This is a genomic window from Enterobacter sp. Ag1, assembly GCA_000277545.1.
Classification (GTDB): domain Bacteria; phylum Pseudomonadota; class Gammaproteobacteria; order Enterobacterales; family Enterobacteriaceae; genus Cedecea.
The window spans coordinates 212,203-233,761 of the sequence record AKXM01000034.1; the positions used below are offsets into that span (position 1 = coordinate 212,203).

The window sequence follows — 21,559 nt, forward strand, 5'->3', positions numbered from 1 at the left end:
GCGCTCAGGGCCGCTGGCGCTTGCCGGGCATCATCCGCAGCAGCGTATTGTCTTTCCAGACGTAATGGTGAAACAGCGCGCCGAAGGCGTGGATGCCAATCACGAAATAGCCGGTGTTGGCGAGGAGTTCATGCCAGGACTTGAGGCTGAACTCCATGTCTTCGTCCGGCACCGCCGCCACCGGCATGTTTAACCCAAAGGCCACCCAGTCACTGCCGCGATAGTACATTGCCAGGAAGCCCAGCACCGGCAGCGCAATAAACATCAGATAGACAATCGTGTGGACCAGATGAGAGATGCCGATCACCGCCGGATGCGGCTTTGGCACAATGGCCGGGGCGCGGTATTTGATGCGCATCAGCAGACGGGCAACCATCAACCCCAGCACGGAAATGCCGCAGGTGAAATGAATGGCGTTGATCAGTGGCCGGTAGCTGCGCGGGGCAAAGCCACGCAGCTCCATGGCGCAATAAGCCCCCACGACCAGCAGAAAAACCAGCCAGTGGATCGAAATCTGTACCGAGGTATATTTAGTCCGCATGAGAGACCCTGCCCTGAAATTACGTTGAATGCCAGGATAACGAAGAAACATTAAAAGAGTATTAACATCAACATATTATGGGCGTTAATTTGTTTCAGCGTGTGATTTTTTAGCCATAACGTTTATCAGGGCAAGATCGAGGGATTACAGCCCCCGCTGGCGAATCAATGCGCTTAGCGCCATGTCCTGCTGGAGCGCATGCCAGGCGGCCATCACCTGCGGGGGAATATCGACGTGAACGATAAAGTCCCGCCCCTGCGGGCCATAGCCGGTTGCGTCGTCACGTAAGCGAGGGATCTCACCCAGCGCCAGCGAAACGTAGCGCTCAATCGGCCATAAACCTTCAGCTTCTCCGGCAAAAACAGTGCCCTGTTCTCCCTCGACTAATTCAGGAGCCACACCGGGCCAGCTTAGCCATTCCGGCGCCTGCGCGTCGCCCTGCCAAACGCGAGCAAAAGTCGCCACGGTGCGGCGCTGCATGGTCGGATCCTGAATAATCAGCACACGCTCGGGGCTCAGGCCATGTTCGGCCATTTTCTCCACGCTAAACCGCGCGTTTTCCCCACAGTTGGTCGATTTCTCTTCGGTGATAATTTTCTCGTTCGGGACTTTCCAGAACTGGTGGGCAATGTCCTGGATGATCTCCGCTTCGGCACGGCCGGTGGTTGGAATCGTGTTGTAGCGCGGGTGGCGAGCAATTTCCGCGTAGAGGTATGTTGTGGAATGGCCTATGCCGCCGGCGATGAGCAGCGGTTTTTCACTGTTGGCGGCAAACTCACACGCGGCCTCGAGGGTTGGGATCACGGCGTTACCGGCCAGGATAATCAGATCGGCATCCTGTGCCTGCGGCGCGCCTGTAAAATCGCTTTGCGCCAGCCACTGGCCGAGCGTATTAACGGCCTGAATTGTCGGCTGACTCAAGGTTGGAGATGTCATCATGAGCGGGATCCTCCCGGTTAAAAACCAGCGTGTAGCCTAGCCCGGTCAAGGCTATACGCCAATCAGATGCGACTGAAAGGGCTGTTTCAGGCTGCCAGCGACTTGCGCAGCAGCAGGCGGTAATCGTCCGTGTCGCCCTTCGGCTCAATCTCAATAAGCTGATAGCCGTTTTTAAGCAGCATCATTAGCATGCCGCGAAATTTGTTGCGAGTTTTCACGGTCAGCGTGCAGAAGCCCTGTTCCATCGCCCATTTTTCCTGCTCGACCAGTAAAGCCTGAGCGACGCCGTCCCGCCTGAACTCAGGTAAAACGCCGCCGAGCCAGCTGTAAAACGCCGTCTCACCGAGCGCGTAGCCGAGCTTAAACCCGGCGGGAACGCCGTTGACACAGGCGATAAGCTGGCTGGTTTGGTTCGTTGCGAGACGAGTCTGAAGATCCGCCACGCTTTTACAATCATCAAATTCGGGCAGGCGGTGGTAAAGCGCGAGGATCTCCTCCAGCGAGGCATGCCGCACCGTCAGGCTAACGCCCTGAAAAGTCATACCCTGATAAGGTTTTGCCCGACAGGCCGCAAGCCGACTGGCTAAATCCCCGACGTGCAGCTCAAGCTGGTGGTTGTCCGGGTCAAGAAAGTAGAAGGAATGCCCTTCGCTGCGGTTGTCTTTCCAGACCCGCGCGCCTTGCTGTTCCAGCGCCTTAACCGTTCGGGGCAAGGCCTCTGCGCTCACGCTGAACGCGTAGTGGGTATAATGCGCGGGCCGCTCACCGGCCTTTGCGTCCAGAGCAAGACACAGCCATAGGTCACCGCAGGAAAGATAAGCCCCGGCCTCCCAGCGCGCATGCAGCCTGATGCCCGGCAGGCTTTGATAAAACGCCAGACTCCGCGCCAGGTCTCGCACCGCAAGCGTCAAGTGATTCAGGCCAGTTAGCATGGTTATTCCTTATTTTTGGCCTGCCAGTTGGCCCAGGGGCTGTCCGCCGGTGCGTCGTTTCTGGTCTCTGGCTCATCCAGAGAAGCGATGTACATCTCTTCCACTTCTTTGCGCGCCCAGGGCGTACGGCGCAGGAACTTCAGGCTGGACTTAATGGTGGGATCGCTTTTAAAGCAGTTGATATTTACCTGCCGCGCCATTTCGGCCCAGCCGTAACGTTCGACCAGAGCGTTAAGCAACGCTTCAAGCGTCACGCCGTGCAGCGGATCTTTTGAACTCATGTTTTTTCCGGCTATTTCGTCAATTTGCGCACACCTTACTGATTCTAAAGGCATGGCGCAACAGCGTGCGGAGCGAAACTAAAAGAAGTGAGAGGCGGCCCATTGCTGAGCCGCGAGAGGTAAATCAGAAGGTTTCCCAGTTATCGGCAGACGCCGTCGCCGGGCGCGGCGGGGCAGATGTTGGGGAAGAAATAACGGGATGTTTTTGCGGCGCAGCGGCGTAGCTTGTCGTCAGCCGGAAGGTACCGACCGCCTCAGTCAGGCGAGCGGCCTGCTCTTCCAGAGAAACGGCGGCGGCTGACGCCTCCTCCACCAGTGAGGCATTTTGCTGCGTGACGTTATCCATTTCGTGTATCGCCTGCCCAACCTGCTGAATGCCTCGGCTTTGCTCATCCGAAGCAGCGGCAATTTCCAGCATAATATCGGTCACGCGGCGGACGGCCTCCACAATTCCGGTCACCGTGGTGCCAGCCTGCGCCACCTGGCGAGAGCCGCTGTCGATCAGCGACACGGATTCGCTGATAAGCCCCTCGATCTCTTTTGCCGCCTGGGCGCTACGCTGTGCGAGCGTTCTCACCTCGCTTGCCACCACGGCGAAACCTCGCCCCTGCTCCCCCGCCCTTGCCGCTTCCACAGCGGCGTTCAGCGCCAGAATGTTGGTCTGGAAAGCGATGCTGTTAATCACCGCGGTGATCTCAGAGATTTTCTTCGAACTGGCTGAAATGTTGTCCATGGTGCTGACCACGCCCGACACAATACGCCCGCCGTCGCTGGCTTTCTGGGAGGCATCTTCCGCAAGCTTTGTCGCGTGGTGGGCGTTGTCGGCGTTTTGTTTCACCGTGGCGGTCAACTGCTCCATGCTGGCGGCGGTCTGTTCAATGGCCGCCGCCTGCTGCTCGGTGCGGGAAGAGAGATCGGTATTGCCGGCGGAAATTTCACTCGAGCCCTGATAGATAGCCTCGGCACCTTCGCGCACCGTGCTGACTGTGCTGACCAGTTGCTGCTGCATATGCTGCAGGTGCTGGCTGAGTTTGCCAATTTCGCTGTTGCCGGTCGCCTCTGCTGGCAGCGTCAAATCACCCCCGGAGATGTGCTCGATTCGCTTCGCGGCGCGCTGCAGCGGGCCAATCACCACGCGACGTAGCATGATGAAGGTGAACACGGTCATAAACAACGCAATCGCAAAGGCCCCGGCCATCAACGCCACGCTGGTGCGGGTGCGGCTGTCGGCCTGTTCTCTCAGGGCGTTTGCGCGGTCGGTGCGAATATTGACGGCCTGCTGCAGTTTGGCATCGTAATCGCCGTCCAGCTTGCGCACCACTTCGCTTTCATGGGTGATGATCGCCTCAAACATGCCGTTTTTGGCGAACTTCAGCATTGGCTTCATCCCTTTTTCAAGGTAGGCGGCAAAGTCATCCTGCAGCACTTTGTCCAGTGCCTGGTCTGCCTGCGTTTTTACCTTGCGGGCCATATAGGCGCTGAAGCCAGCCTGCGCCTGTTTGATAAGCCCTTCGGCATTGGCCACGTTCTGCTTAACCTGATCCATATCCGCCACGCGGCTTGCGGCTCCGGCGTTGATCAGATTGATACGTGCCGTACGCAGGTGGTTGGCGCTGTCCGCCAGCCCCATTCGCACCTGGATTTCTTCGGTGACGTCCTGAAGCGCACGGTCACTCTGAATGAGAAAATAGCTGGCGAAACCGATGCATAGCGCAAACAGCAGCAGAATGCCGCCGAGGATAGAGGAAAACAGCGGCACCAGCCGGATGTGATGCCAGAAGCGCACGCCGTTTTGTGGGGTCAGAGTTTTTATCGACATGTCCGTGACTCTCTTTGTATGGGGAATTCCCTTCAAAGGTCATCGGCCCCGGCGCAGAAAAACATTACGCGCCACGTCACAGATTTGCGTTAATGAAGCTCACAGAAGTCCCGGAGAGTTAAGTGGATCACAGGTTTGTGCCAGCCGCTATTCTGCCCGCCCTTTCAGCGATGAATATTTTTGATATCAACCGGCTGTCCAAACAGGAAGCCCTGAATTTCGGTACACCCTTCTTCCTCCAGAATACGTAGCTGCTCGTTGGTTTCCACTCCTTCGGCGATTAGCGGCGTATTGATGGAGTTGCCGAGCGAAATGATCGCCCGAACGAAGGAACGCGCCTGGAAGTTACTTTCAACGTTCGTCAGGAAGCTACGATCCAGTTTAATAACGTCAAAATGGAACTCCCGCAGCGTGCTCAAAGAAGAATATCCGGTACCAAAATCATCCAGCGCAATGCTGATCCCCATTTTCTGGAACTGATGCAGGATATTAAACGTCAGCTTTTTATTAATAATGAACGCCGTCTCCGTCACCTCAAACTCAAGCAGCGTTATTGGCCACGCCGTTCGCATGAGAATGTCACGGACATTGTCGATAAAGCTGAGATTACGCAGCTGCACTGGAGAAATATTGATCGAGATTTTTTTGTCCAGCTTGTTGGCAAGCGACTCTTTACATACCGTTTCAATCACCCAATAGCCCAGCGGAACAATGGCCCCGCTTTCCTCGGCAATAGGGATAAATTCATCAGGTGGAATCAGTCCTTGCTCCGGGTGATTCCAGCGCAGCAGCGCTTCATAGCCGGTAATCGCCTTATCTTTCAGCGAGCGTTTCTCCTGGTAATGAATGAAGAACTGCCCTTCTTTGATCCCACGGCGAATATCCGCGGCCATCAGGTTACGCAGCCGCGTTTTTTCGTCCATGTCTTTTTCATACCAGCAGATCTTGTTATCCAGATTAGCTTTGGCACGGTACATCGCCAGATCTGAATTGCTGATAAGCGTATTGATGTCCGTGGCGTCATCCGGGTAAACCGACACGCCGATACTGGCGCTAACGGTAATTTCGCTGTGGGCAAAAATCTGTTTGCCGACAAAACAGCTGTGCAAGCGCTCGGTGAAATTACGCAGTTCGTCGTCGTGGTTGTAAGGCTTCGCGGCGACAAATTCGTCGCCACCAAAGCGGGCAACTATCTCATCTTTTTCCATCGCTTTAAGCACTGAGGACGAAACCCGCTGCAAAAGCTGGTCACCCACCAGATGCCCTTCGGTATCGTTGATCTCTTTGAATTTATCGAGATCAACCGTGCAAATAGCAATGTGGTTATAGTCAGACTCAGCGAACAGTTTCTCCACAAAACTGAAGAATTCGACTCGGTTAGGGAGCCCGGTCAGCGCATCATAGCGAGCAAGCCACGAGATTTTGTCGATCACGACCTTCTGCTCGCTAATATCCCGCGTAATTTTGGCATAGCCCAACAACGTGTGATGCTCATCATAGATGGCATCAATCACCACATGAGCCCAAAACCGGCTGCCATCCTTGCGATAGCGCCAGCCTTCACCTTCAAATTTTCCATTTTTAAGTGCGATATTCAGATTACGCTCGGGCAGCCCGTTTTTTTGCTCCGCATCGCTGTAGAAAACGCCAAAAAACTGCCCCACAATCTCCTCGCGCAGATATCCCTTCGCTCGCAGCGCCCCCTCGTTCCAGGTGGCTACGGTGCCATCAACGTTCAGCATGTAGATAGCGTAATCTTTTACGCTCTCCACAAAGTGACGATAGGCGATATCAGTTAAGCTTTCAGTACGCATCTTACCCTTGAGTTAATTGTGGTTATTTTGTTAATAAAAAGAATAATTTATCGCATTATCGGCGTCGGAGCCACGAAGCTTTAAGCCCGTTATCGCCTGTAGCCGATCATTTTTCCCGCTTCACTCGTTGCAGATAGTTTTCCAGTTGCTGAGTGACTTCCAGGCTGAGGGCATACTGATCGTCCCCCACATGATAAACATAGTTGCTTAGCCGCCGGAGATCCCGGTATATCGTCCGTTCGCTTACGCCAAATTTACTGGCCAGTTGATGACGGGACACGCGCTCACAGCTCAGCATTTCACAAAAAATACCGGCAATTCTGTTGGCAAGCTGCGTGCTTTTTTCGGGGGGGGTCATGAGTGTTTCTCCTGCAAGTCGGTGTCAGGAATGTTAGCGCGAACAAATGACAGGTCGTGTCAGCCATTGACAGAATATATCGCGCGTCTGCTGGGTAATTATTACGCAACATTATGACAAGACTAGATTTTTTTGAACGAAAATTAACACACGTGGAGATCGGACAACATATTGACGGCTTTGCAGGGTATAATCGCGCCTCACAATAAGTAGGCAGACTATGACCGTGAGTAAACATCGGGTAACAAGGCCAGATGAAATTGAGATGAAACAACGGGCCTGGCGTCAGGCACGACGGGCCATCCTGAGCGGCAGACCCGATGTCGCGCCGCTGACGCCTCCCTCAACGCTGTACGAAGAATTGGCCATCGGCTACCACATCCGCCAGCTCACGCGGCTACAAAAATGGTTTACCGACCGGGGGCTTCCCCTCCCCGAGTAAATACCGCATTGCGCAACGGGGTAAAATCATCAGGCCTTCTTCGCGTTGGTGCGCAAGGCAGCAAGCAAGCGCCGGCGTTAACTCCGCATCATTTATAACGACAAAACCGTGGCGTACATACCAGGGGCCATTCCAGCTCACATCTCTGTAAGTTGTCAGCGTGATTTGGCTTACGCCAAGCGCCTGCCCCATGCGTTTGACCTCAGCCAGCAGCATAGCCCCTACGCCCTGACGCTGAAAATCCGGGTGGGTAGATATCTCCGCCAGATAAAGCGAATCCTCGTGCCGCTCGCAATAGCAAAAACCCTGGATCCTGCCGTCGCTCCCGACGACCTTCCAGGCGAGCTTATTTTCGATGGCAGAGGCGTGAGTCTGCTTGCTCGTTACCCCAGCGGAGGCTAAAAAAGCCAGTTCAGGCACGGCAAGAAAGCGGTGCGCAGCGGCTGTCTCAACGCGCTGCAGCTCTTCAATATCCCTAATATCACTGGCATACAACATCAGTATTCCCTTCATTGATTGGCATTAATGCCAGACATTTTAACAGCCTGCTGCCGTGAATCCTGGCCGTTTCGTTGATGGCCGATTGACGTTAGCGCTTCCACAAATGTTAATCAGGAGTAAACTAAAGGTAAGCAACTCATCTGTGTTATTGCGCAATCAACCATAACAAGTGACACCTGCCATATGAAATTCAAATCGGCGATTAAGCCTTACCAGGCCGCAGCGGGCGGCTGGGGTTCTCTCGAAGCGACCACCCGCTTCGTCATCGACAGCAAACATGCCCTGAAAAACCTGCGCAACCTGATGCGCATGAACAAAGCCAAAGGCTTTGATTGCCCGGGCTGCGCCTGGGGGGATGATAACAAAAGCACCTTTAGCTTCTGCGAAAATGGCGCCAAAGCAGTCACCTGGGAAGCGACTCGCCGCTTTATCGACAGCGATTTTTTTGCCCAGCACAGCGTCAGCAAACTCTATCAGCAAAGCGACTACTTCCTTGAATATCAGGGCCGCCTGACTGAACCGCTCAGCTACAATCCACAAACCGATCGCTACGAGCCTATCAGTTGGGCCAGCGCGCTGAGCCTGATTGCGCAACATATTCAGGCGATGGATAACCCCAACCAGATTGAACTTTACACCTCCGGCCGCGCCAGCAATGAGGCCTCTTATCTTTATCAACTTTTTGGCCGCATGCTGGGTACAAACAATTTCCCGGATTGCTCAAACATGTGCCATGAAGCTAGCGGCAGCGGGCTAAAACGCAGTATCGGCGTCGGGAAAGGCACTATTCGGCTGGATGATTTCGACAAAGCCGATGCCATTTTTGTGTTTGGTCAGAATCCCGGCACCAACCACCCGCGAATGCTGCACAGCCTGCGCCATGCGGCAGAAAACGGGGCGCAAATAGTCACCTTCAATACGCTGCGCGAGCGCGGCCTGGAACGCTTCGCCGATCCGCAAAAACCGCTGGAAGTGATCACCCCGCTGGCGGGCACCATCAGCACCAACTACTACCAGCCAAATCTGGGCGGCGACATGGCGGCGGTACGCGGCATGGCAAAAGCCCTGCTGGAAACCCATCGTTGCCTCATCACCGAAGGTGAAGACGGCGTGTTTGACCTGGCGTTTATCGATGCCCATACCCACGGCGTTGAAGCCTGGTTTACCGCCATCGATGAAACCAGCTGGGAGAAAATTACCCGGCAGTCCGGCCTGAGCGAACTCCAGCTTCGCGACGCCGCGGCTATCTGGCAGCATTCAAAGCGGGTGATTTTCACCTGGGCTATGGGCATCACCCAGCACAAACACTCGCTGAATACCGTGCGGGAAATCGTTAACCTGCAGCTGCTGGGCGGCCATTTAGGCCGTCCGGGTGCGGGCCTTTGCCCCGTGCGCGGCCACAGTAACGTGCAGGGTAACCGCACGATGGGGATCGATGAAAAGCCGCCGGTAAGCCTGCTCGATAACCTGGCCAAACACTTTGATTTTACGCCTCCGCGCGAACATGGCCACAATACCGTTGAAGCCCTGGCTGCGATGCTGCGCGACGAAATCAAAGTGCTGATTGCGCTTGGCGGCAACCTCGCCGCTGCGGCGCCAGACAGCCCGCGCACGGAAGAAGCCATCAGCCGCTGCGGCCTGACCGTGTTCATCAGCACCAAGCTGAACCGCAGCCATCTGGTGCCGGGTCAAGCCTCGCTGATCCTGCCGACGCTTGGCCGTACCGAAGAAGACATGCAGGTTTCTGGCCGCCAGTTTGTCACCGTCGAAGACTCCTTTAGCATGGTTCACGCCTCCGAAGGCATCGGCAAGCCGATTGCGGACACCCAGCGCTCTGAAACCGCGATTGTGGCCAGCATCGCTGATGCCGTTCTGGGCAGAAGCAAACTGGACTGGCTGGCGCTGGCCGACGACTACAACCTGATTCGCGATCGCATCGCCGCCACATTACCTGGCTTTAAAGATTTCAATCAGCGCTGCGAAGAACCTGGGGGATTCTACCTGGGCAACGCGGCGGCAGAACTGCGCTTTAATACGCCAAGCGGCAAGGCTGAGTTCAGCAATGCCCCGCTGCCGGATTCGCTGTGGCAAGGTGTGGAAGCCCCGTTCACGCTGCAAACGATGCGCTCTCACGACCAGTACAACACCACGATTTACGGCCTCGACGATCGTTATCGCGGCGTGTACGGCCAGCGTGAAATCCTGTTTATTCACCCTGATGATATGGGTGAACTCGGTCTGAACGATGGCGATAAGGTCGATATAGAAACCATCTGGCATGACGGTATCACCCGTAAAGTTAGCGGCTTTAAGCTGGTGGCCTATGATATCCCGCGCGGTAATCTCGCGGCCTATTACCCGGAAACCAACCCGCTGGTGCCGCTCGGCAGCGTCGGGGACGGTACGGGCACGCCGACGTCAAAATCCGTGCCGGTGAAAATCACCCGCAGCGAAGCGGAGCATACGCAGCGTATTGCCTGATCGGATATCCCATTCCCTCTCCCGCAAAGCGAGAGGGAAACGTTATCTCTAAACATGGAGTAAGCGATGCAGAAAAAATGGTCCGATGTTGATGAGTACCTCGTTCATTCCCTGATCCCTTCCGATGCTGTTTTCCAGCAAATTCTGGCCAATAATCATGCCGCCGGGCTGCCTGCCCACGATGTGGCCCCGAACCAGGGGAAATTCCTGCAATTGCTGGTGGAGATGACCGGCGCGAGAAAGATTCTGGAAATTGGGACGCTGGGCGCGTACAGCTCCGTCTGGATGGCAAGAGCATTGCCCGCTGACGGGAAGCTAATCACCCTTGAAGCCGACCCTCATCATGCCGAAGTTGCGCAAAGGAACATTCAGCTTGCCGGGCTGGAAAAACAGATTGGCCTGCATGTTGGCCCAGCGGCAGAAACGCTGGCCGGTTTAGGCCACGACGCACCGTTCGATGTGATTTTTATTGATGCCGATAAGCCGAACAACCCGGTTTATCTGGAGTGGGCATTGAAATATTCGCGTCCCGGGACGTTAATCATCGGTGATAACGTGGTCCGCGACGGCGAGGTTGCCAACCCCGAAAGCACTGATGACCGCGTCCAGGGTGTACGCACCTTTATTGAACTGATGGGCAACAACCCGCGCCTTTCTGCCACCGCACTCCAAACGGTCGGCAGTAAAGGCTGGGATGGTTTTACGCTGGCAAGAGTGAAATAGCGGCAGGCCCTTTCCTGAGGAAAGGGCCTGGGTTCAAAGTGCGACCTGCTCCATGGCCTGCAAAATACGCTTATCGGAAATCGGGTACGGGGTCCCAAGTTGCTGAGCAAAATAACTGACGCGCAGCTCCTCGATCATCCAGCGGACCTCCTGCACCTCTTCGTTTTCGCGGCTGGCCGGCGGCAGCTTGTTCAGCCACTGCTGCCAGGCCTGCTGCACGCTTTCCACCTTGAGCATCTGCGCGCGATCGCGGTGCGGTTCGATAGCCATTTTTTCCAGCCGTTTTTCGATTGCCTGCAGGTAACGCAGCGTGTCGCCCAGGCGTTTATAGCCGTTGCCGGTGACAAAACCTCGGTAGACCAGGCCGCTCATCTGCGCCTTAACATCCGACAGGCCAAGCGCCATGGTCATGTCCACACGCCCTTTCAGCCGTTTGTTGATGTTAAAGACCGCGGTGAGGATCTGCTCCACCTGTTTGGCAATCTCAACCACCGTATCGTTCAGCTCGGCGCGCACTTTCTCGTGCAGCGCGGCAAAGCCTTCTTCACTCCAGACCGGCCCACCGTTTTGCGCAATCAGCTTATCAATACCGCAGGAAATGCAGTCGTCGATAAGCTCAAGCACCTTTCCGTACGGGTTAAAATAAAGACCCAGCTTGGCTTTATTCGGCAGCTTTTCGTGCAGATATTTCACCGGCGACGGGATGTTCAGCAACAGCAGACGGCGCAGCCCGCGCCACATCGCCTGCTGCTGCTCGAGCGGGTTATCAAACAGCTTAATCGCCACGCTCTCTTTTTCATCCACCAGCGCCGGGAAGGCTTTCATCCGGTAATTGCCGCGTTTCTGCTCATAGCTTTCCGGCAGCGAGCCGAAGCTCCAGATGTGCAGCCCGCTCTGCTCGATGCCGTCATCCGCCACGGCGGACAGCGTCTGCTGCACTTTATCCTTCAGGCCGCCTTTCAGCTCGCTGAGGTTTTTGCCCTCTTTGAGCTTCTTGTTGTGCTCGTCCACCACGCGGAAGGTCATTTTTAGGTGATCGGGTACCTGATCCCAGTGCCAGTCTTCCCGGTCTATGGTGACGCCCGCCATGCGGCGGAATTCGCGCTCCAGGCTGTCCAGCAGCGGCAGTTCCAGCGGCGTAGCCCGGCCTAAAAACGCCTCCGCATAGTTCGGGGCCGGCACAAAATTGCGGCGCACCGGCTTCGGCAGCGATTTGATCAGGGCAATAATCAGCTCCCGGCGCACGCCGGGGATTTGCCACTCAAAACCTGACTCTTCAACCTGGTTCAGCAGCGGCAGCGGGATATGCACCGTCACGCCGTCGGCGTCCGCACCTGGCTCAAACTGGTAAGTCAGCCGCAGCTTGAGGTTGCCCTGATGCCAGAAGTTCGGATAGTCCAGCTTGCTGACCTGCTCCGCGCCTTCCCTGATCAGCATATTTTTTTCAAAGTTCAGCAGATCCGGCGTTTCGCGGCTGGTCTTTTTCCACCAGCTGTCGAAGTGGCGTGCGGAAATTACATCATGGGCGATGCGCTGGTCATAAAACTCAAACAGCGTTTCGTCATCCACCAGGATGTCGCGGCGGCGGGATTTATGCTCCAGATCTTCGATTTCTGCCCGCAGCTTGAGGTTATCGCGGAAGAACGCGTGACGAGTTTGCCAGTCGCCCTCAACCAGCGCATGACGAATAAACAGCTCACGGCACAGCGCCGGATCGATATCGCTGTAATTCACTTTCCGCGCCGCCACAATCGGCAGCCCATACAGAGTCACTTTTTCCTGCGCCATTACCGCGCCCTGGGCTTTCTCCCAGTGCGGTTCGCTGTAGGAGCGCTTAATCAGATGCTGTGCCAGCGGCTCAATCCACTCCGGGTCTATCCGGGCGGCAATGCGCCCCCACAGGCGGCTGGTTTCCACCAGCTCGGCTACCATCGTCCACTTCGGCGGCTTTTTAAATAAGCCCGAGCCAGGGAAGATGGAAAATCTGGCGTTGCGCGCCCCTGTGTATTCCTGCTTTTCCGTGTCCTTTTGCCCGATGTGGGACAATAGCCCCGTCAGCAGCGCCGAGTGCACCGAGCGGAAGTCCCCCGGCTCGCTGTTCACCGGCAGGCCAAGCTCTTTCACCACCTGGCGCAGCTGGGTGTAAATATCCTGCCATTCGCGGACGCGCAGGTAGTTGAGGAAGTCCAGCTTGCACTGGCGGCGGAACTGGTTCGAAGAGAGTGCTTTTTGCTGCTCGCCGAGGTAATTCCACAGATTCACGTAGGCCAGGAAATCAGACTCTTTGTCGTGGAAGCGGCGATGTTTCTCGTCAGATGCCTGCTGTTTATCCATCGGCCGCTCGCGCGGATCCTGAATCGACAGCGCGGAAGTAATGATCATCACCTCACGCACGCAGCCAAATTTCTGCGCTTCCAGCACCATTTTAGCGAGGCGCGGATCGACAGGCAGCTGCGAAAGCTGGCGGCCAGAGGCCGTCAGTTTGTAAACGCTATGGTCTTCATCGCTGGTAATGGCGCCCAGCTCTTCAAGCAGGCGCACGCCGTCCTGAATGTTGCGCTTGTCCGGCGCCTCTACGAACGGAAACGCCTGAATATCCCCCAGGCCCAGCGCCGTCATTTGCAGAATGACCGACGCCAGGTTGGTGCGCAGAATTTCCGGGTCGGTAAATTCCGGGCGCGACAGGAAATCATCTTCGGAATAAAGACGAATACAGATCCCTTCCGATACGCGGCCACAGCGGCCTTTACGCTGGTTGGCCGAAGCCTGAGACACGGGCTCAATCGGCAGGCGCTGAACCTTAGTGCGGTAGCTGTAGCGGCTAATACGTGCCGTACCTGGGTCGATAACGTATTTAATCCCCGGCACCGTCAGCGAGGTTTCCGCGACGTTGGTCGCCAGCACAATGCGCCGCCCGACGTGCGCCTGGAAAACGCGGTTCTGCTCGCTGTTGGACAGACGTGCATAGAGCGGCAGAATTTCCGTATGCGGCAGGTTGAGCTTAGTTAGCGCATCAGCGGTGTCGCGAATTTCACGCTCGCCGCTCATAAAGATCAGGATATCGCCCGAACTTTCGTGGCCCAGCTCATCCACCGCGTCGAAAATCGCCTGCAGCTGATCGCGATCGACATCGTCATTGTCTTCCACCATCGGGCGGTAGCGCACTTCTACCGGGTAAGTACGGCCTGACACTTCGATAATTGGCGCGTTATTGAAGTGGCGCGAGAAACGCTCCGGATCGATAGTCGCCGAGGTAATAATGATTTTAAGATCGGGCCGCTTCGGCAGCAGTTCACGCAGGTAACCCAGCAGGAAGTCGATATTCAGGCTGCGTTCGTGCGCTTCATCGATGATGATGGTGTCGTACTGCATCAACAGCCTGTCCTGCTGAATTTCCGCCAGCAGGATCCCGTCCGTCATCAGTTTGACCATCGTGTTGTCGCCGACGTGGTCGGAGAAACGCACTTTATAACCTACGCAGCCGCCGGGTTCGGTTTGCAGCTCTTCCGCAATACGGTTAGCCACGGTACGCGCCGCCAGACGGCGAGGCTGAGTGTGGCCGATCAGCCCTTTAACACCGCGCCCCAGCTCCATACAAATTTTTGGCAGCTGAGTGGTTTTGCCGGAGCCAGTTTCACCCGCCACGATCACCACCTGGTGGTCGCGCACGGCGTTCAGAATGTCCTGTTTCTTCTGGCTGACCGGAAGATTTTCAGGGTAGGTAATCGCCGGGCGCGCGGCTTCACGCAGCTGTACTTTGCCCGCTGCGGCGTCAATTTCTGCGGCCAGCGTGTCGAATAAGGCCTGCTGAGCGTCAGCATTTTTAATTTTCTTCGCGCCGTGCAGGCGGCGAGAAAAGCGTTGTCTGTCGCGGAGCATCAGCCCGTCAAGACGGGCGAACAAAGAGGACAGCGAGGGTTTTGTCATTTCCATTTTATCTATCGTTATTTCGCTACCGGGCACAACCGGATAAGTCACGGCGTCAATTTCCGCTATTTTACCACACCCCGATTTCGAGCGCCTTGTTCAATAAATTCGAATATAGGGTTCGATATATTGCGCTATCTCTGTCATCGGATTGTGAATACAGTAAGTCCTAACGAACGGGCACACTGTCCGACTGACCAAACACTAAGGAATCACCCCATGAGCAAAGTATTAGTTCTGAAATCCAGCATCCTGGCAGGTTACTCTCAGTCCAACCAACTGTCCGACTATTTTGTTGAACAATGGCGTGAAAAACACAGCGCTGACGAAATCACCGTTCGTGACCTGGCAGCAAACCCAATTCCAGTGCTGGATGGTGAACTGGTCGGTGCTCTGCGCCCTTCCGATGCCGCGCTGACCCCACGTCAGCAGGAAGCTCTGGCGCTGTCTGATGAACTGATTGCCGAACTGAAAGCGCACGACGTGATTGTCTTCAACGCGCCAATGTATAACTTCAACATCCCTACCCAGCTGAAAAACTATTTCGACCTGGTGGCTCGCGCTGGCGTGACCTTCCGCTACACCGAGAAAGGCCCTGAAGGCCTGGTAACCGGTAAACGTGCTCTGGTTGTGACCAGCCGCGGCGGGATCCACAAAGACACCCCAACCGATCTGCTGGTGCCTTACCTGAACGTGTTCCTGGGTTTCATCGGGATCACCGACGTGAATTACGTGTTTGCTGAAGGCTTTGGCTATGGCCCGGAAGTAGCGGCTAAAGCACAGACTGACGCGAAAGCGGCTATCGACAGCATCGTTGCTGCGTAAGATTTGCTCTGGGTGACTGACCCTCACCCTTCCCCTCTCCCTAAAAAGGAGAGGGGAAAAACACTATTCTCCAGGTCCGCTTTCTCCCTCGCCCCTTTGGGGAGAGGGCCGGGGTGAGGGGAATTAACAGCTTTTCTTAGGCTGATGCAAATCCTCAAACACCAGACGCTTCCGCCCCGCCTCAACCTCCCGCAGCGGCTCCACCTGATGCATCGTTTGCTGGCAGCGAATCACTAAATCCTGGTACTCCTTCGTGCCCTGTTTCTTCCAGGCCAGCTCTTCAGGCCGTAATTCACGTATCGCTTTCGCCGGGCTGCCGATAATCATCGTATTCGCCGGAAATTCCGCCTTGCCTTTAACAAAAGCCGCGGCGCCGACAATCGAATTCTCGCCAATTTGTGCCCCATCCAGAATCACCGCGTTCATGCCCACCAGCGCATTTTTGCCAATGCGGCAGCCGTGTAGGATGGCGCCGTGCCCGATGTGGCCGTCCTGTTCAACAACGGTGTCCTGTTCAGGAAAACCGTGCATCACGCAGTTGTCCTGCACATTCGCTCCGTCTTCGACGATAATCCGCCCAAAATCACCGCGCAGGCTAGCATTGGGGCCAATGTAAACGCGGTGCCCGAGAATAACGTCGCCGATCAGCACCGCCGTCGGGTGAACATAGCTGTCTTCCGGGACGACAGGCGTCAGGCCATCAATCTGATAAATGGACATACGGGCTCCTTATTTTAGGGGTTGAGTCCACCGAATCGCTTCTGGTAACCGCCCACCGGGGCGGGCAAGTCGCCCACCGAGGTTTCGCCCAGCTCGCTGACGTAGGTAAGCGCGCCGGCGGCGACCCGCTGATAGATATTGATGCACAGCTGGCGGGCATTCTGCCCCAGCCAGTGCGGCGGCAGCAGTTCATCCGGCAACAGCGGATCTTTCAGCACGACACGGCGGTAGAAGTGGATCAGCAGCAGCTGAATGTGAAAACAGCGCTGCGGCGTTAGCTCATCGTTTCCCGCCTCACGCAGCAGCGGTAAAAGCGGGCGAAAAGAGTTGATAAATTCAGCGTAACGTTCGTTTTTGTCGGTCAGCAACCAGCACTCTTCCACGCGAGATCTCAGCGCTGCGCGGGACGTTTGCAGCGGGGATTCAGCCTCAAAACAGATGACCTGCTCAGCCACGCCTGCCTCATGAAGCAGGCTTTGGATATCCGCGAGATTTTGCGAGGGCGAAGCCATCAGGTTCGGCGCGAGCGCCCCAAAACCCTGCCAGATGAGCTGTTTTTTCACCTGTTGCAGCGTGGTTTTTTCCAACCCTTCGGAAAGCAGCAGCAGCCACTTTCCATCCCAGGCAGGCTGCCCGGCGCGATAAATTTTCGACTCAGCGCGGCGGGTCATTCTCTGGCCCATATCGGTCAGGCGATAAAAACTGCGGCGCCCCACTCGCTCCACGTCCAGCCAGCCCTCTTTATTGAGGCGAAAAAGCGACGTGCGCACAAAACGCTCACCGAATCCCAAAGGCTCCAGCATCGCCGCGAGGCTACCCAGCCAGATTTCGCCGCCTCGATGAGCCAGCGCATCGCCGTACAAAGAGACAATCAGCGACGTGCCGCTGATGGGCACGGCGCTGACGGCCTGCTGAATAAAAGTGTCGAGTTTGCTGCTCATCCTGCCTCATTGCCGCTATGGGAATTTCAGAGAAAAAACATAGCATAATAAAGCGGACGGCCCACATTGAATTAGGTGTTATGATTCAAAAAATCTCAAATCACTCATCTTAACGTAACGCATAACTTAACGCGTCGACGGCCCCAGTCGGCGGCTAATCGGCTCAAACTCAGGCGTGGCATGGCGCGGTAAAGTGTCCGGCTTATGTTCATCCATCGCCTGCCAGTACGACCAGGGCACTTTCCTTTTTCCCAGCTCATAATCCATGCCGTCCCAGGCATCTTCGCGAAAGCTGTAGAATGCCCAGTGCGCCTGTGTTTTATCCAGCGCGCTGAGGACATCCTCGAGATACTGGCGACACCCGGCCAACTGGCGCATACAGCCAAACTCCCCCGCCACCATACGATTCTGCGCCACCCCTCGCTGCTTAGCCCACCAGAATGGCTGCTGCAGATACCCGGCCACGCGCTCTCCGTTCCATTTTTCCTGTTTACCGCCAAAAGGGACAACGCCGGGATAGACATACGGCTTCAGGCGTTTGAGGTTTGGCGCGCTGGTCGCGTCGTAGGGTTCGTACATATGAAAACTGTAAAGCACGCGATCGTCACTCAGGGCGGAAGGCCAGTAGCTAAAGCTGTCGGCGGCGGCGTACCAGCCGCTATCCACCATGATGGGCGTCATCTTATCCACTTCGCGAATCGCGTTGATCACGGTTTGATAGAACTCTGGCAAGTCTCTGGCCGTGCCCTGGTGCGCTTTGTACCAGGCCTTCATTTCCTCCAGCGAGGCGTGTTCGGGGAGACCAGCCCGCTTCTCCGGCGCAGGCTCATTGATCAGGTTGTAGGCGGCAATCGCCGGGTTATCTTTTAGCTGCCCGGCCAGGTCACGCCAGAACTGCGCGCTTTGCTGCCAGTAACGTTTATCCTGCCACAGCCGGTCGTCAAAGCGGCCATCATTGTTTTGCGCCCAGCGCATACCGGGCAGCGACAGCGGCGTAATCACCACTTTAAGTCCGGCGGCGTGAGCACGCGCCAGCGTCTCTTTGAGGATGCGGAGATCCTGCGTCATCAGCCCCCGATAGTTGTCGGCATTACCCAGCAAAAAATCACGTTGTTCCGGTCGCCATTTGTCCCACGAAAGCCGTACCCAACTGGCACCGTAGCCTTTGAGAGCGGTGAAATAGGCTTGATCGGGCGGCAGACGGTTAAAGCTGTTGCCGCCGTGCTGCGGCGAGTTCCAGAAGGCGATGCTGTCCATGGCAAAGGCGGAACCAGAGAGCAGCGCCAGCCCTGACCAAAGTGCTTTGAGTTTCATGACAAATACCTCAGTAACGAAAGAGGCTGCAGTATTGCCGGTTAGCGGGCGTCGATTGTCAGAGGAATGTCAGGATAGCGGTATAGGCCTTAGTTTTTCATCGTTGCCAGCGGACCGGCGAGGCGGTGTTCGGTTCTTACCGCCACGCTGCCCCGATTTTCCGCACTGACCACGGCCACCGTGGCCCATACGCTTTCGGCAGGCTTCGCAGGCCAGGGCATCAGCGTCAGCTGGTCGCTTTTTGCCCACCAAATCTGGCTATAGTCGCTGCGATTAAGCAACGTTTGCTCAAGCCAGGGTTTGGGGCAGGCAGGAGACACCTGCGGCGTAGTGAGCGTAATGGCGCGATCGTGAAGCTGGATCTGCGTTAACCCGTCAAGGCCTTGTAACGCCAGAGGCTGCTGCCATTGCTGCCCGCCGCTCGATACGGTCAGCAGATAAACCCCTTCGCTCAGCGGCTGAGTAAACTCTTCGCTTTCGACCCGAAACTCACCTGCCGCTTCATACTGCACCGGCATTGCGGCGAGCGCTTTTTTGCCATCGGGCAGCATCAGGGCAACGTTAATATCCTGGCGGGGGCTCTTTCCACTCAAAGTTATGCGATAAATTCGGTTAAGCGGCATATCACGCTGCATCAACGTGAGCGTTAAGTCGTCCAGCCACTCAGGAACCGCCGGAGTAAGATCTTTGCCGCATTGCCGACTGACCACGGCATTAAGCGCCTCTTTCCAGGCCAGCCGCTGTGCCGCGCTATTCAGCCGCGGCCAGACATCAATCAACTGGCTGTTAGCAAGGTCGCCTCGCTGGTTAAACAGCTGATGATATACGGGCTCCAGCGGCGTTTGGGGCAACGTTGCACCGACGCTGAACGAGAAGACGATCAGCAGGGCTGACAGGAGAAGTTTCATTCCGCTAGCTCCAGCCGATAGCCAATCCCGCGCACGCTCGCAATCGGCAGGCCCGGCAGTTTTTGCCGTAACTGTAAAACATGCGTATCCACCGTTCTGGTTGACGGAAAGCTTTGATAGCCCCAAACCTGATTGAGCAATTCATCCCGGGTAAACACGCGTCCCGCCATCTGCATCAGCATCGCCAGCAGCGCAAACTCGGTTGCCGTCAGCGCGGCCTCTTTACCCTGCCAGGTAGCAATTTGCCGCGCCGGAAGTAAGCTGAGTTCACCGCAGACCAGCAACCCGTCGCCTAAAGGGCGAAGCTGAGCCCGGATGCGAGCCAGCAGTTCAACGTGGGCAAACGGCTTGCTCAGATAGTCACGCGCGCCCGCCTCCAGCCCCGCCACCCGCTCTTCAATGCTCACTTTTGCCGTCAGCACGATCACCGGCAGGGCTTTTTTTGCCAGCCACTGAGGCAAAAGCCGAAGACTGTCGCCTTCGGGAAGCTGGCGGTCGAGAATCGCCAAATCCGCCTGATACCAATGGTCGAGAACATATTCACTGCTGCGCAGCCAGCGGCAGCTGAACCCCTCCTGCTGCAAAAATGTCGCCAGCCCTTCGCCCAGCGCAATATCATCCTCAATTAACAATAAAGTAAGCGCTTTAGTCGGGATCATACGGCAACTCCAGGGTAAACGTGGTTGGCGCGGGGCTGAACGTCAACTTTCCGTTGAGGCGACGAGCAACCCGCTGAACAATGGTCAATCCAAGACCCAGACTGCTGCTTGACCAGCGTAAACGGCGGCTGTTCAGCAGCGGGTTTTGAGTGATGTTTCCGCTATCGCTAACCTGAAAAATAAGGTGCGTTCTACTTTTATGCACCGTCAGGTGCACGGGAGGCTTTCCGTGACGGAACGCATTATCCAGTAAATTCGTCAGACACAGGCTGCCCCAGTAGAGCGACACGCCCACGATCATGTTTTCTTCCAGGCAGTACGTCAGCCCGTCCCGATCCGCACAAAGGTGATCGAGCCAGTCGCTGAGCCGGACCTGAGTGGGTGTTTCCAGCGCCTCCCGCTGATGCTCCGCTATCAGGTAGTGTTTGCTGGTATCGGCCATCTGCCGCATCCGTTGCAGCGTGTCGGCCAGAGCCACAAAATTAAGCTGGGCACCTTCCGGCAACTGGTCGAAGTCACGGCGAAAATGTTCGACCACGTTGCTCAGTTGGGCAATGGGCGTACGCAGCTCATGGGTCAGCATTTGCGTAATAAAGCGCTGACGCTCACGCAGTTGCCTCCGCTGCCAGGCCATCCATATCAACCCCGACGCGGTAAACAGCGCCAGCAGGCCAAAAAGCCAGCGCCAGACATCGCGATAACCTTCCCGAGCATTGACGCACAGCGCCCCTGCCCGCATATCGCAGCGCCCCCCGGCATTAACCAGTTTGATATCGGACTGTCGGGCTAGAGGCTGCCAGACCGTTGCCTCATAACGCTGCCATTGCTGCTGGCTGAATCGCCAGAGTTGGCCGTTTTGCAGCAGCCAGCGCTGGCCCCCAAGCAATGCCTCAAGATTGTCATCGGACAGTCTGCCAATGCCCGCCAGGTCGTCAGGTCTTTCCCGCACATGCAGCGAGTTTCTTAGCACCGCTGCCGCGCCCGGATGACGCAAGATGTACTGCCAGGCACTGCTTCCCCCAAGCGGATAGAGCGGATTCGCGGCGAACCAGGATGCAGGCGGAATGTCCGGCTGGCATAAGGCGGCAAGAAATGATTTCACCGAGGGTGATAGCTCGTCCCCGCTGGCACAGCGCTTGTCCAGGTGGTAAAACGCCGTGAGGTCCGGCAGCGACCAGGCCTGAAACTGAGGATACATGGATTCGGGCTTGAGCAACGTAGCATCAAGCTGCTGAAGGGTTTGCAGCGAGACTTGCGCCGCCGGGGTTGACCGGCTTAACGCCGCGCTAAAGCGGGCCAGATCCTCGTCAAGTTCCGCCGCACGAGTCGAACCTGCATGCAGCCAAAGGGCAGCACACAGCCAGAGTATCGCGTAACGAAACAACGGGACAAATCTCCGGGTCACGAGAAAGGCCTTAATTTATGAGGGGGTGG

General features: G+C 56.3%; 18 protein-coding genes and 1 pseudogene. 3 read left to right on the top strand and 16 right to left on the bottom strand.

Annotated features, from left to right (window positions below):
- Nucleotides 1-4 precede the first annotated feature (4 nt).
- The 9 genes and pseudogenes from cybB to A936_RS14780 all read right to left on the bottom strand — a co-directional run bounded on the left by cybB (nt 5) and on the right by A936_RS14780 (nt 7,624).
- Nucleotides 5-541, bottom strand: coding sequence for a cytochrome b561 (gene cybB / locus A936_RS14745; RefSeq protein ID WP_008459186.1), 537 nt, complete (start codon nt 539-541; stop codon nt 5-7).
- Nucleotides 542-685: 144 nt separating this feature from the next.
- On the bottom strand, nt 686-1,480 hold the full coding sequence (locus A936_RS14750) for a YdcF family protein (protein ID WP_008459188.1): 795 nt from the start codon (nt 1,478-1,480) through the stop codon (nt 686-688).
- A gap of 86 nt (nt 1,481-1,566) precedes the next feature.
- Nucleotides 1,567-2,022, bottom strand: coding sequence for a GNAT family N-acetyltransferase (locus A936_RS23230; protein ID WP_083845857.1), 456 nt, complete (start codon nt 2,020-2,022; stop codon nt 1,567-1,569).
- A pseudogene (gene fos, locus A936_RS23615) lies at nt 2,014-2,412 on the bottom strand (fosfomycin resistance glutathione transferase); the annotation flags it as partial. The pseudogene fos and the gene A936_RS23230, both read right to left, overlap by 9 nt.
- 2 nt (nt 2,413-2,414) lie before the next feature.
- The gene (locus A936_RS14760; RefSeq protein ID WP_008459193.1) at nt 2,415-2,693 is read right to left on the bottom strand and encodes a VF530 family protein; all 279 of its coding nucleotides are present in this window, start codon (nt 2,691-2,693) and stop codon (nt 2,415-2,417) included.
- 124 nt (nt 2,694-2,817) lie between these two features.
- Nucleotides 2,818-4,512, bottom strand: a complete 1,695-nt coding sequence (locus tag A936_RS14765) for a methyl-accepting chemotaxis protein (protein WP_008459195.1) — start codon at nt 4,510-4,512, stop codon at nt 2,818-2,820.
- Nucleotides 4,513-4,676: 164 nt separating this feature from the next.
- Nucleotides 4,677-6,326: a putative bifunctional diguanylate cyclase/phosphodiesterase gene (locus tag A936_RS14770; RefSeq protein WP_008459197.1), complete on the bottom strand. Its 1,650-nt coding sequence runs from the start codon at nt 6,324-6,326 to the stop codon at nt 4,677-4,679.
- A 106-nt stretch (nt 6,327-6,432) separates the two neighbouring features.
- Nucleotides 6,433-6,684 carry an HTH domain-containing protein gene (locus A936_RS14775; protein ID WP_008459199.1) on the bottom strand — a complete coding sequence of 84 codons (252 nt, stop codon included), beginning with the start codon at nt 6,682-6,684 and terminating at the stop codon, nt 6,433-6,435.
- Between the two features lie 397 nt (nt 6,685-7,081).
- Nucleotides 7,082-7,624 (bottom strand): GNAT family N-acetyltransferase, encoded by a 543-nt coding sequence (locus A936_RS14780; RefSeq protein WP_008459201.1) that lies wholly within the window; start codon nt 7,622-7,624, stop codon nt 7,082-7,084.
- A 186-nt stretch (nt 7,625-7,810) separates the two neighbouring features.
- Here A936_RS14780 and A936_RS14785 point away from each other — a divergent pair, with 186 nt between their 5' ends.
- Entirely contained in the window at nt 7,811-10,108 is a 2,298-nt protein-coding gene (locus tag A936_RS14785) for an FdhF/YdeP family oxidoreductase (protein ID WP_008459202.1), read from the top strand.
- A gap of 66 nt (nt 10,109-10,174) precedes the next feature.
- The gene (locus tag A936_RS14790) at nt 10,175-10,831 is read left to right on the top strand and encodes an O-methyltransferase (RefSeq protein ID WP_008459204.1); all 657 of its coding nucleotides are present in this window, start codon (nt 10,175-10,177) and stop codon (nt 10,829-10,831) included.
- Between the two features lie 33 nt (nt 10,832-10,864).
- Here A936_RS14790 and hrpA read toward each other — a convergent pair whose 3' ends face one another.
- Nucleotides 10,865-14,764, bottom strand: coding sequence for an ATP-dependent RNA helicase HrpA (gene hrpA, locus A936_RS14795; protein ID WP_034809324.1), 3,900 nt, complete (start codon nt 14,762-14,764; stop codon nt 10,865-10,867).
- A gap of 213 nt (nt 14,765-14,977) precedes the next feature.
- Here hrpA and azoR point away from each other — a divergent pair, with 213 nt between their 5' ends.
- Entirely contained in the window at nt 14,978-15,583 is a 606-nt protein-coding gene (azoR, locus tag A936_RS14800) for an FMN-dependent NADH-azoreductase (protein WP_008459208.1), read from the top strand.
- A 123-nt stretch (nt 15,584-15,706) separates the two neighbouring features.
- Here azoR and paaY read toward each other — a convergent pair whose 3' ends face one another.
- From paaY to A936_RS14830, 6 genes are all read right to left on the bottom strand, one after another.
- Nucleotides 15,707-16,303, bottom strand: a complete 597-nt coding sequence (paaY, locus tag A936_RS14805; RefSeq protein WP_008459210.1) for a phenylacetic acid degradation protein PaaY — start codon at nt 16,301-16,303, stop codon at nt 15,707-15,709.
- A 14-nt stretch (nt 16,304-16,317) separates the two neighbouring features.
- Nucleotides 16,318-17,244, bottom strand: coding sequence for a phenylacetic acid degradation operon negative regulatory protein PaaX (gene paaX / locus A936_RS14810; protein ID WP_008459212.1), 927 nt, complete (start codon nt 17,242-17,244; stop codon nt 16,318-16,320).
- Nucleotides 17,245-17,370: 126 nt separating this feature from the next.
- Nucleotides 17,371-18,558: a glycoside hydrolase family 5 protein gene (locus A936_RS14815; RefSeq protein WP_008459214.1), complete on the bottom strand. Its 1,188-nt coding sequence runs from the start codon at nt 18,556-18,558 to the stop codon at nt 17,371-17,373.
- 89 nt (nt 18,559-18,647) lie between these two features.
- A complete protein-coding gene (locus A936_RS14820; protein ID WP_008459216.1) occupies nt 18,648-19,466 on the bottom strand; it encodes a DUF2861 family protein in 819 nt (272 codons plus the stop codon).
- Nucleotides 19,463-20,125, bottom strand: a complete 663-nt coding sequence (locus tag A936_RS14825; RefSeq protein ID WP_008459218.1) for a response regulator transcription factor — start codon at nt 20,123-20,125, stop codon at nt 19,463-19,465. Before A936_RS14825 ends, A936_RS14820 begins: the two co-directional genes overlap by 4 nt.
- Nucleotides 20,112-21,530, bottom strand: coding sequence for an ATP-binding protein (locus A936_RS14830; RefSeq protein WP_083845856.1), 1,419 nt, complete (start codon nt 21,528-21,530; stop codon nt 20,112-20,114). The genes A936_RS14825 and A936_RS14830 overlap by 14 nt, the downstream gene beginning before the upstream one ends.
- Between the last annotated feature and the right edge of the window lie 29 nt (nt 21,531-21,559).

What these genes read in the sequence shown, in the direction of transcription:
- paaY (WP_008459210.1), bottom strand. Translation starts at nt 16,303, where the DNA reads ATGTCCATTTATCAGATTGATGGCCTGACGCCTGTCGTCCCGGAAGAC.
- A936_RS14815 (WP_008459214.1), bottom strand. Translation starts at nt 18,558, where the DNA reads ATGAAACTCAAAGCACTTTGGTCAGGGCTGGCGCTGCTCTCTGGTTCC.
- A936_RS14750 (WP_008459188.1), bottom strand. Translation starts at nt 1,480, where the DNA reads ATGATGACATCTCCAACCTTGAGTCAGCCGACAATTCAGGCCGTTAAT.
- hrpA (WP_034809324.1), bottom strand. Translation starts at nt 14,764, where the DNA reads ATGGAAATGACAAAACCCTCGCTGTCCTCTTTGTTCGCCCGTCTTGAC.
- cybB (WP_008459186.1), bottom strand. Translation starts at nt 541, where the DNA reads ATGCGGACTAAATATACCTCGGTACAGATTTCGATCCACTGGCTGGTT.
- A936_RS14775 (WP_008459199.1), bottom strand. Translation starts at nt 6,684, where the DNA reads ATGACCCCCCCCGAAAAAAGCACGCAGCTTGCCAACAGAATTGCCGGT.
- A936_RS14820 (WP_008459216.1), bottom strand. Translation starts at nt 19,466, where the DNA reads ATGAAACTTCTCCTGTCAGCCCTGCTGATCGTCTTCTCGTTCAGCGTC.
- A936_RS14770 (WP_008459197.1), bottom strand. Translation starts at nt 6,326, where the DNA reads ATGCGTACTGAAAGCTTAACTGATATCGCCTATCGTCACTTTGTGGAG.
- A936_RS14825 (WP_008459218.1), bottom strand. Translation starts at nt 20,125, where the DNA reads ATGATCCCGACTAAAGCGCTTACTTTATTGTTAATTGAGGATGATATT.
- A936_RS14760 (WP_008459193.1), bottom strand. Translation starts at nt 2,693, where the DNA reads ATGAGTTCAAAAGATCCGCTGCACGGCGTGACGCTTGAAGCGTTGCTT.
- A936_RS14765 (WP_008459195.1), bottom strand. Translation starts at nt 4,512, where the DNA reads ATGTCGATAAAAACTCTGACCCCACAAAACGGCGTGCGCTTCTGGCAT.
- azoR (WP_008459208.1), top strand. Translation starts at nt 14,978, where the DNA reads ATGAGCAAAGTATTAGTTCTGAAATCCAGCATCCTGGCAGGTTACTCT.
- A936_RS14780 (WP_008459201.1), bottom strand. Translation starts at nt 7,624, where the DNA reads ATGTTGTATGCCAGTGATATTAGGGATATTGAAGAGCTGCAGCGCGTT.
- paaX (WP_008459212.1), bottom strand. Translation starts at nt 17,244, where the DNA reads ATGAGCAGCAAACTCGACACTTTTATTCAGCAGGCCGTCAGCGCCGTG.
- A936_RS14790 (WP_008459204.1), top strand. Translation starts at nt 10,175, where the DNA reads ATGCAGAAAAAATGGTCCGATGTTGATGAGTACCTCGTTCATTCCCTG.
- A936_RS23230 (WP_083845857.1), bottom strand. Translation starts at nt 2,022, where the DNA reads ATGACTTTTCAGGGCGTTAGCCTGACGGTGCGGCATGCCTCGCTGGAG.
- A936_RS14785 (WP_008459202.1), top strand. Translation starts at nt 7,811, where the DNA reads ATGAAATTCAAATCGGCGATTAAGCCTTACCAGGCCGCAGCGGGCGGC.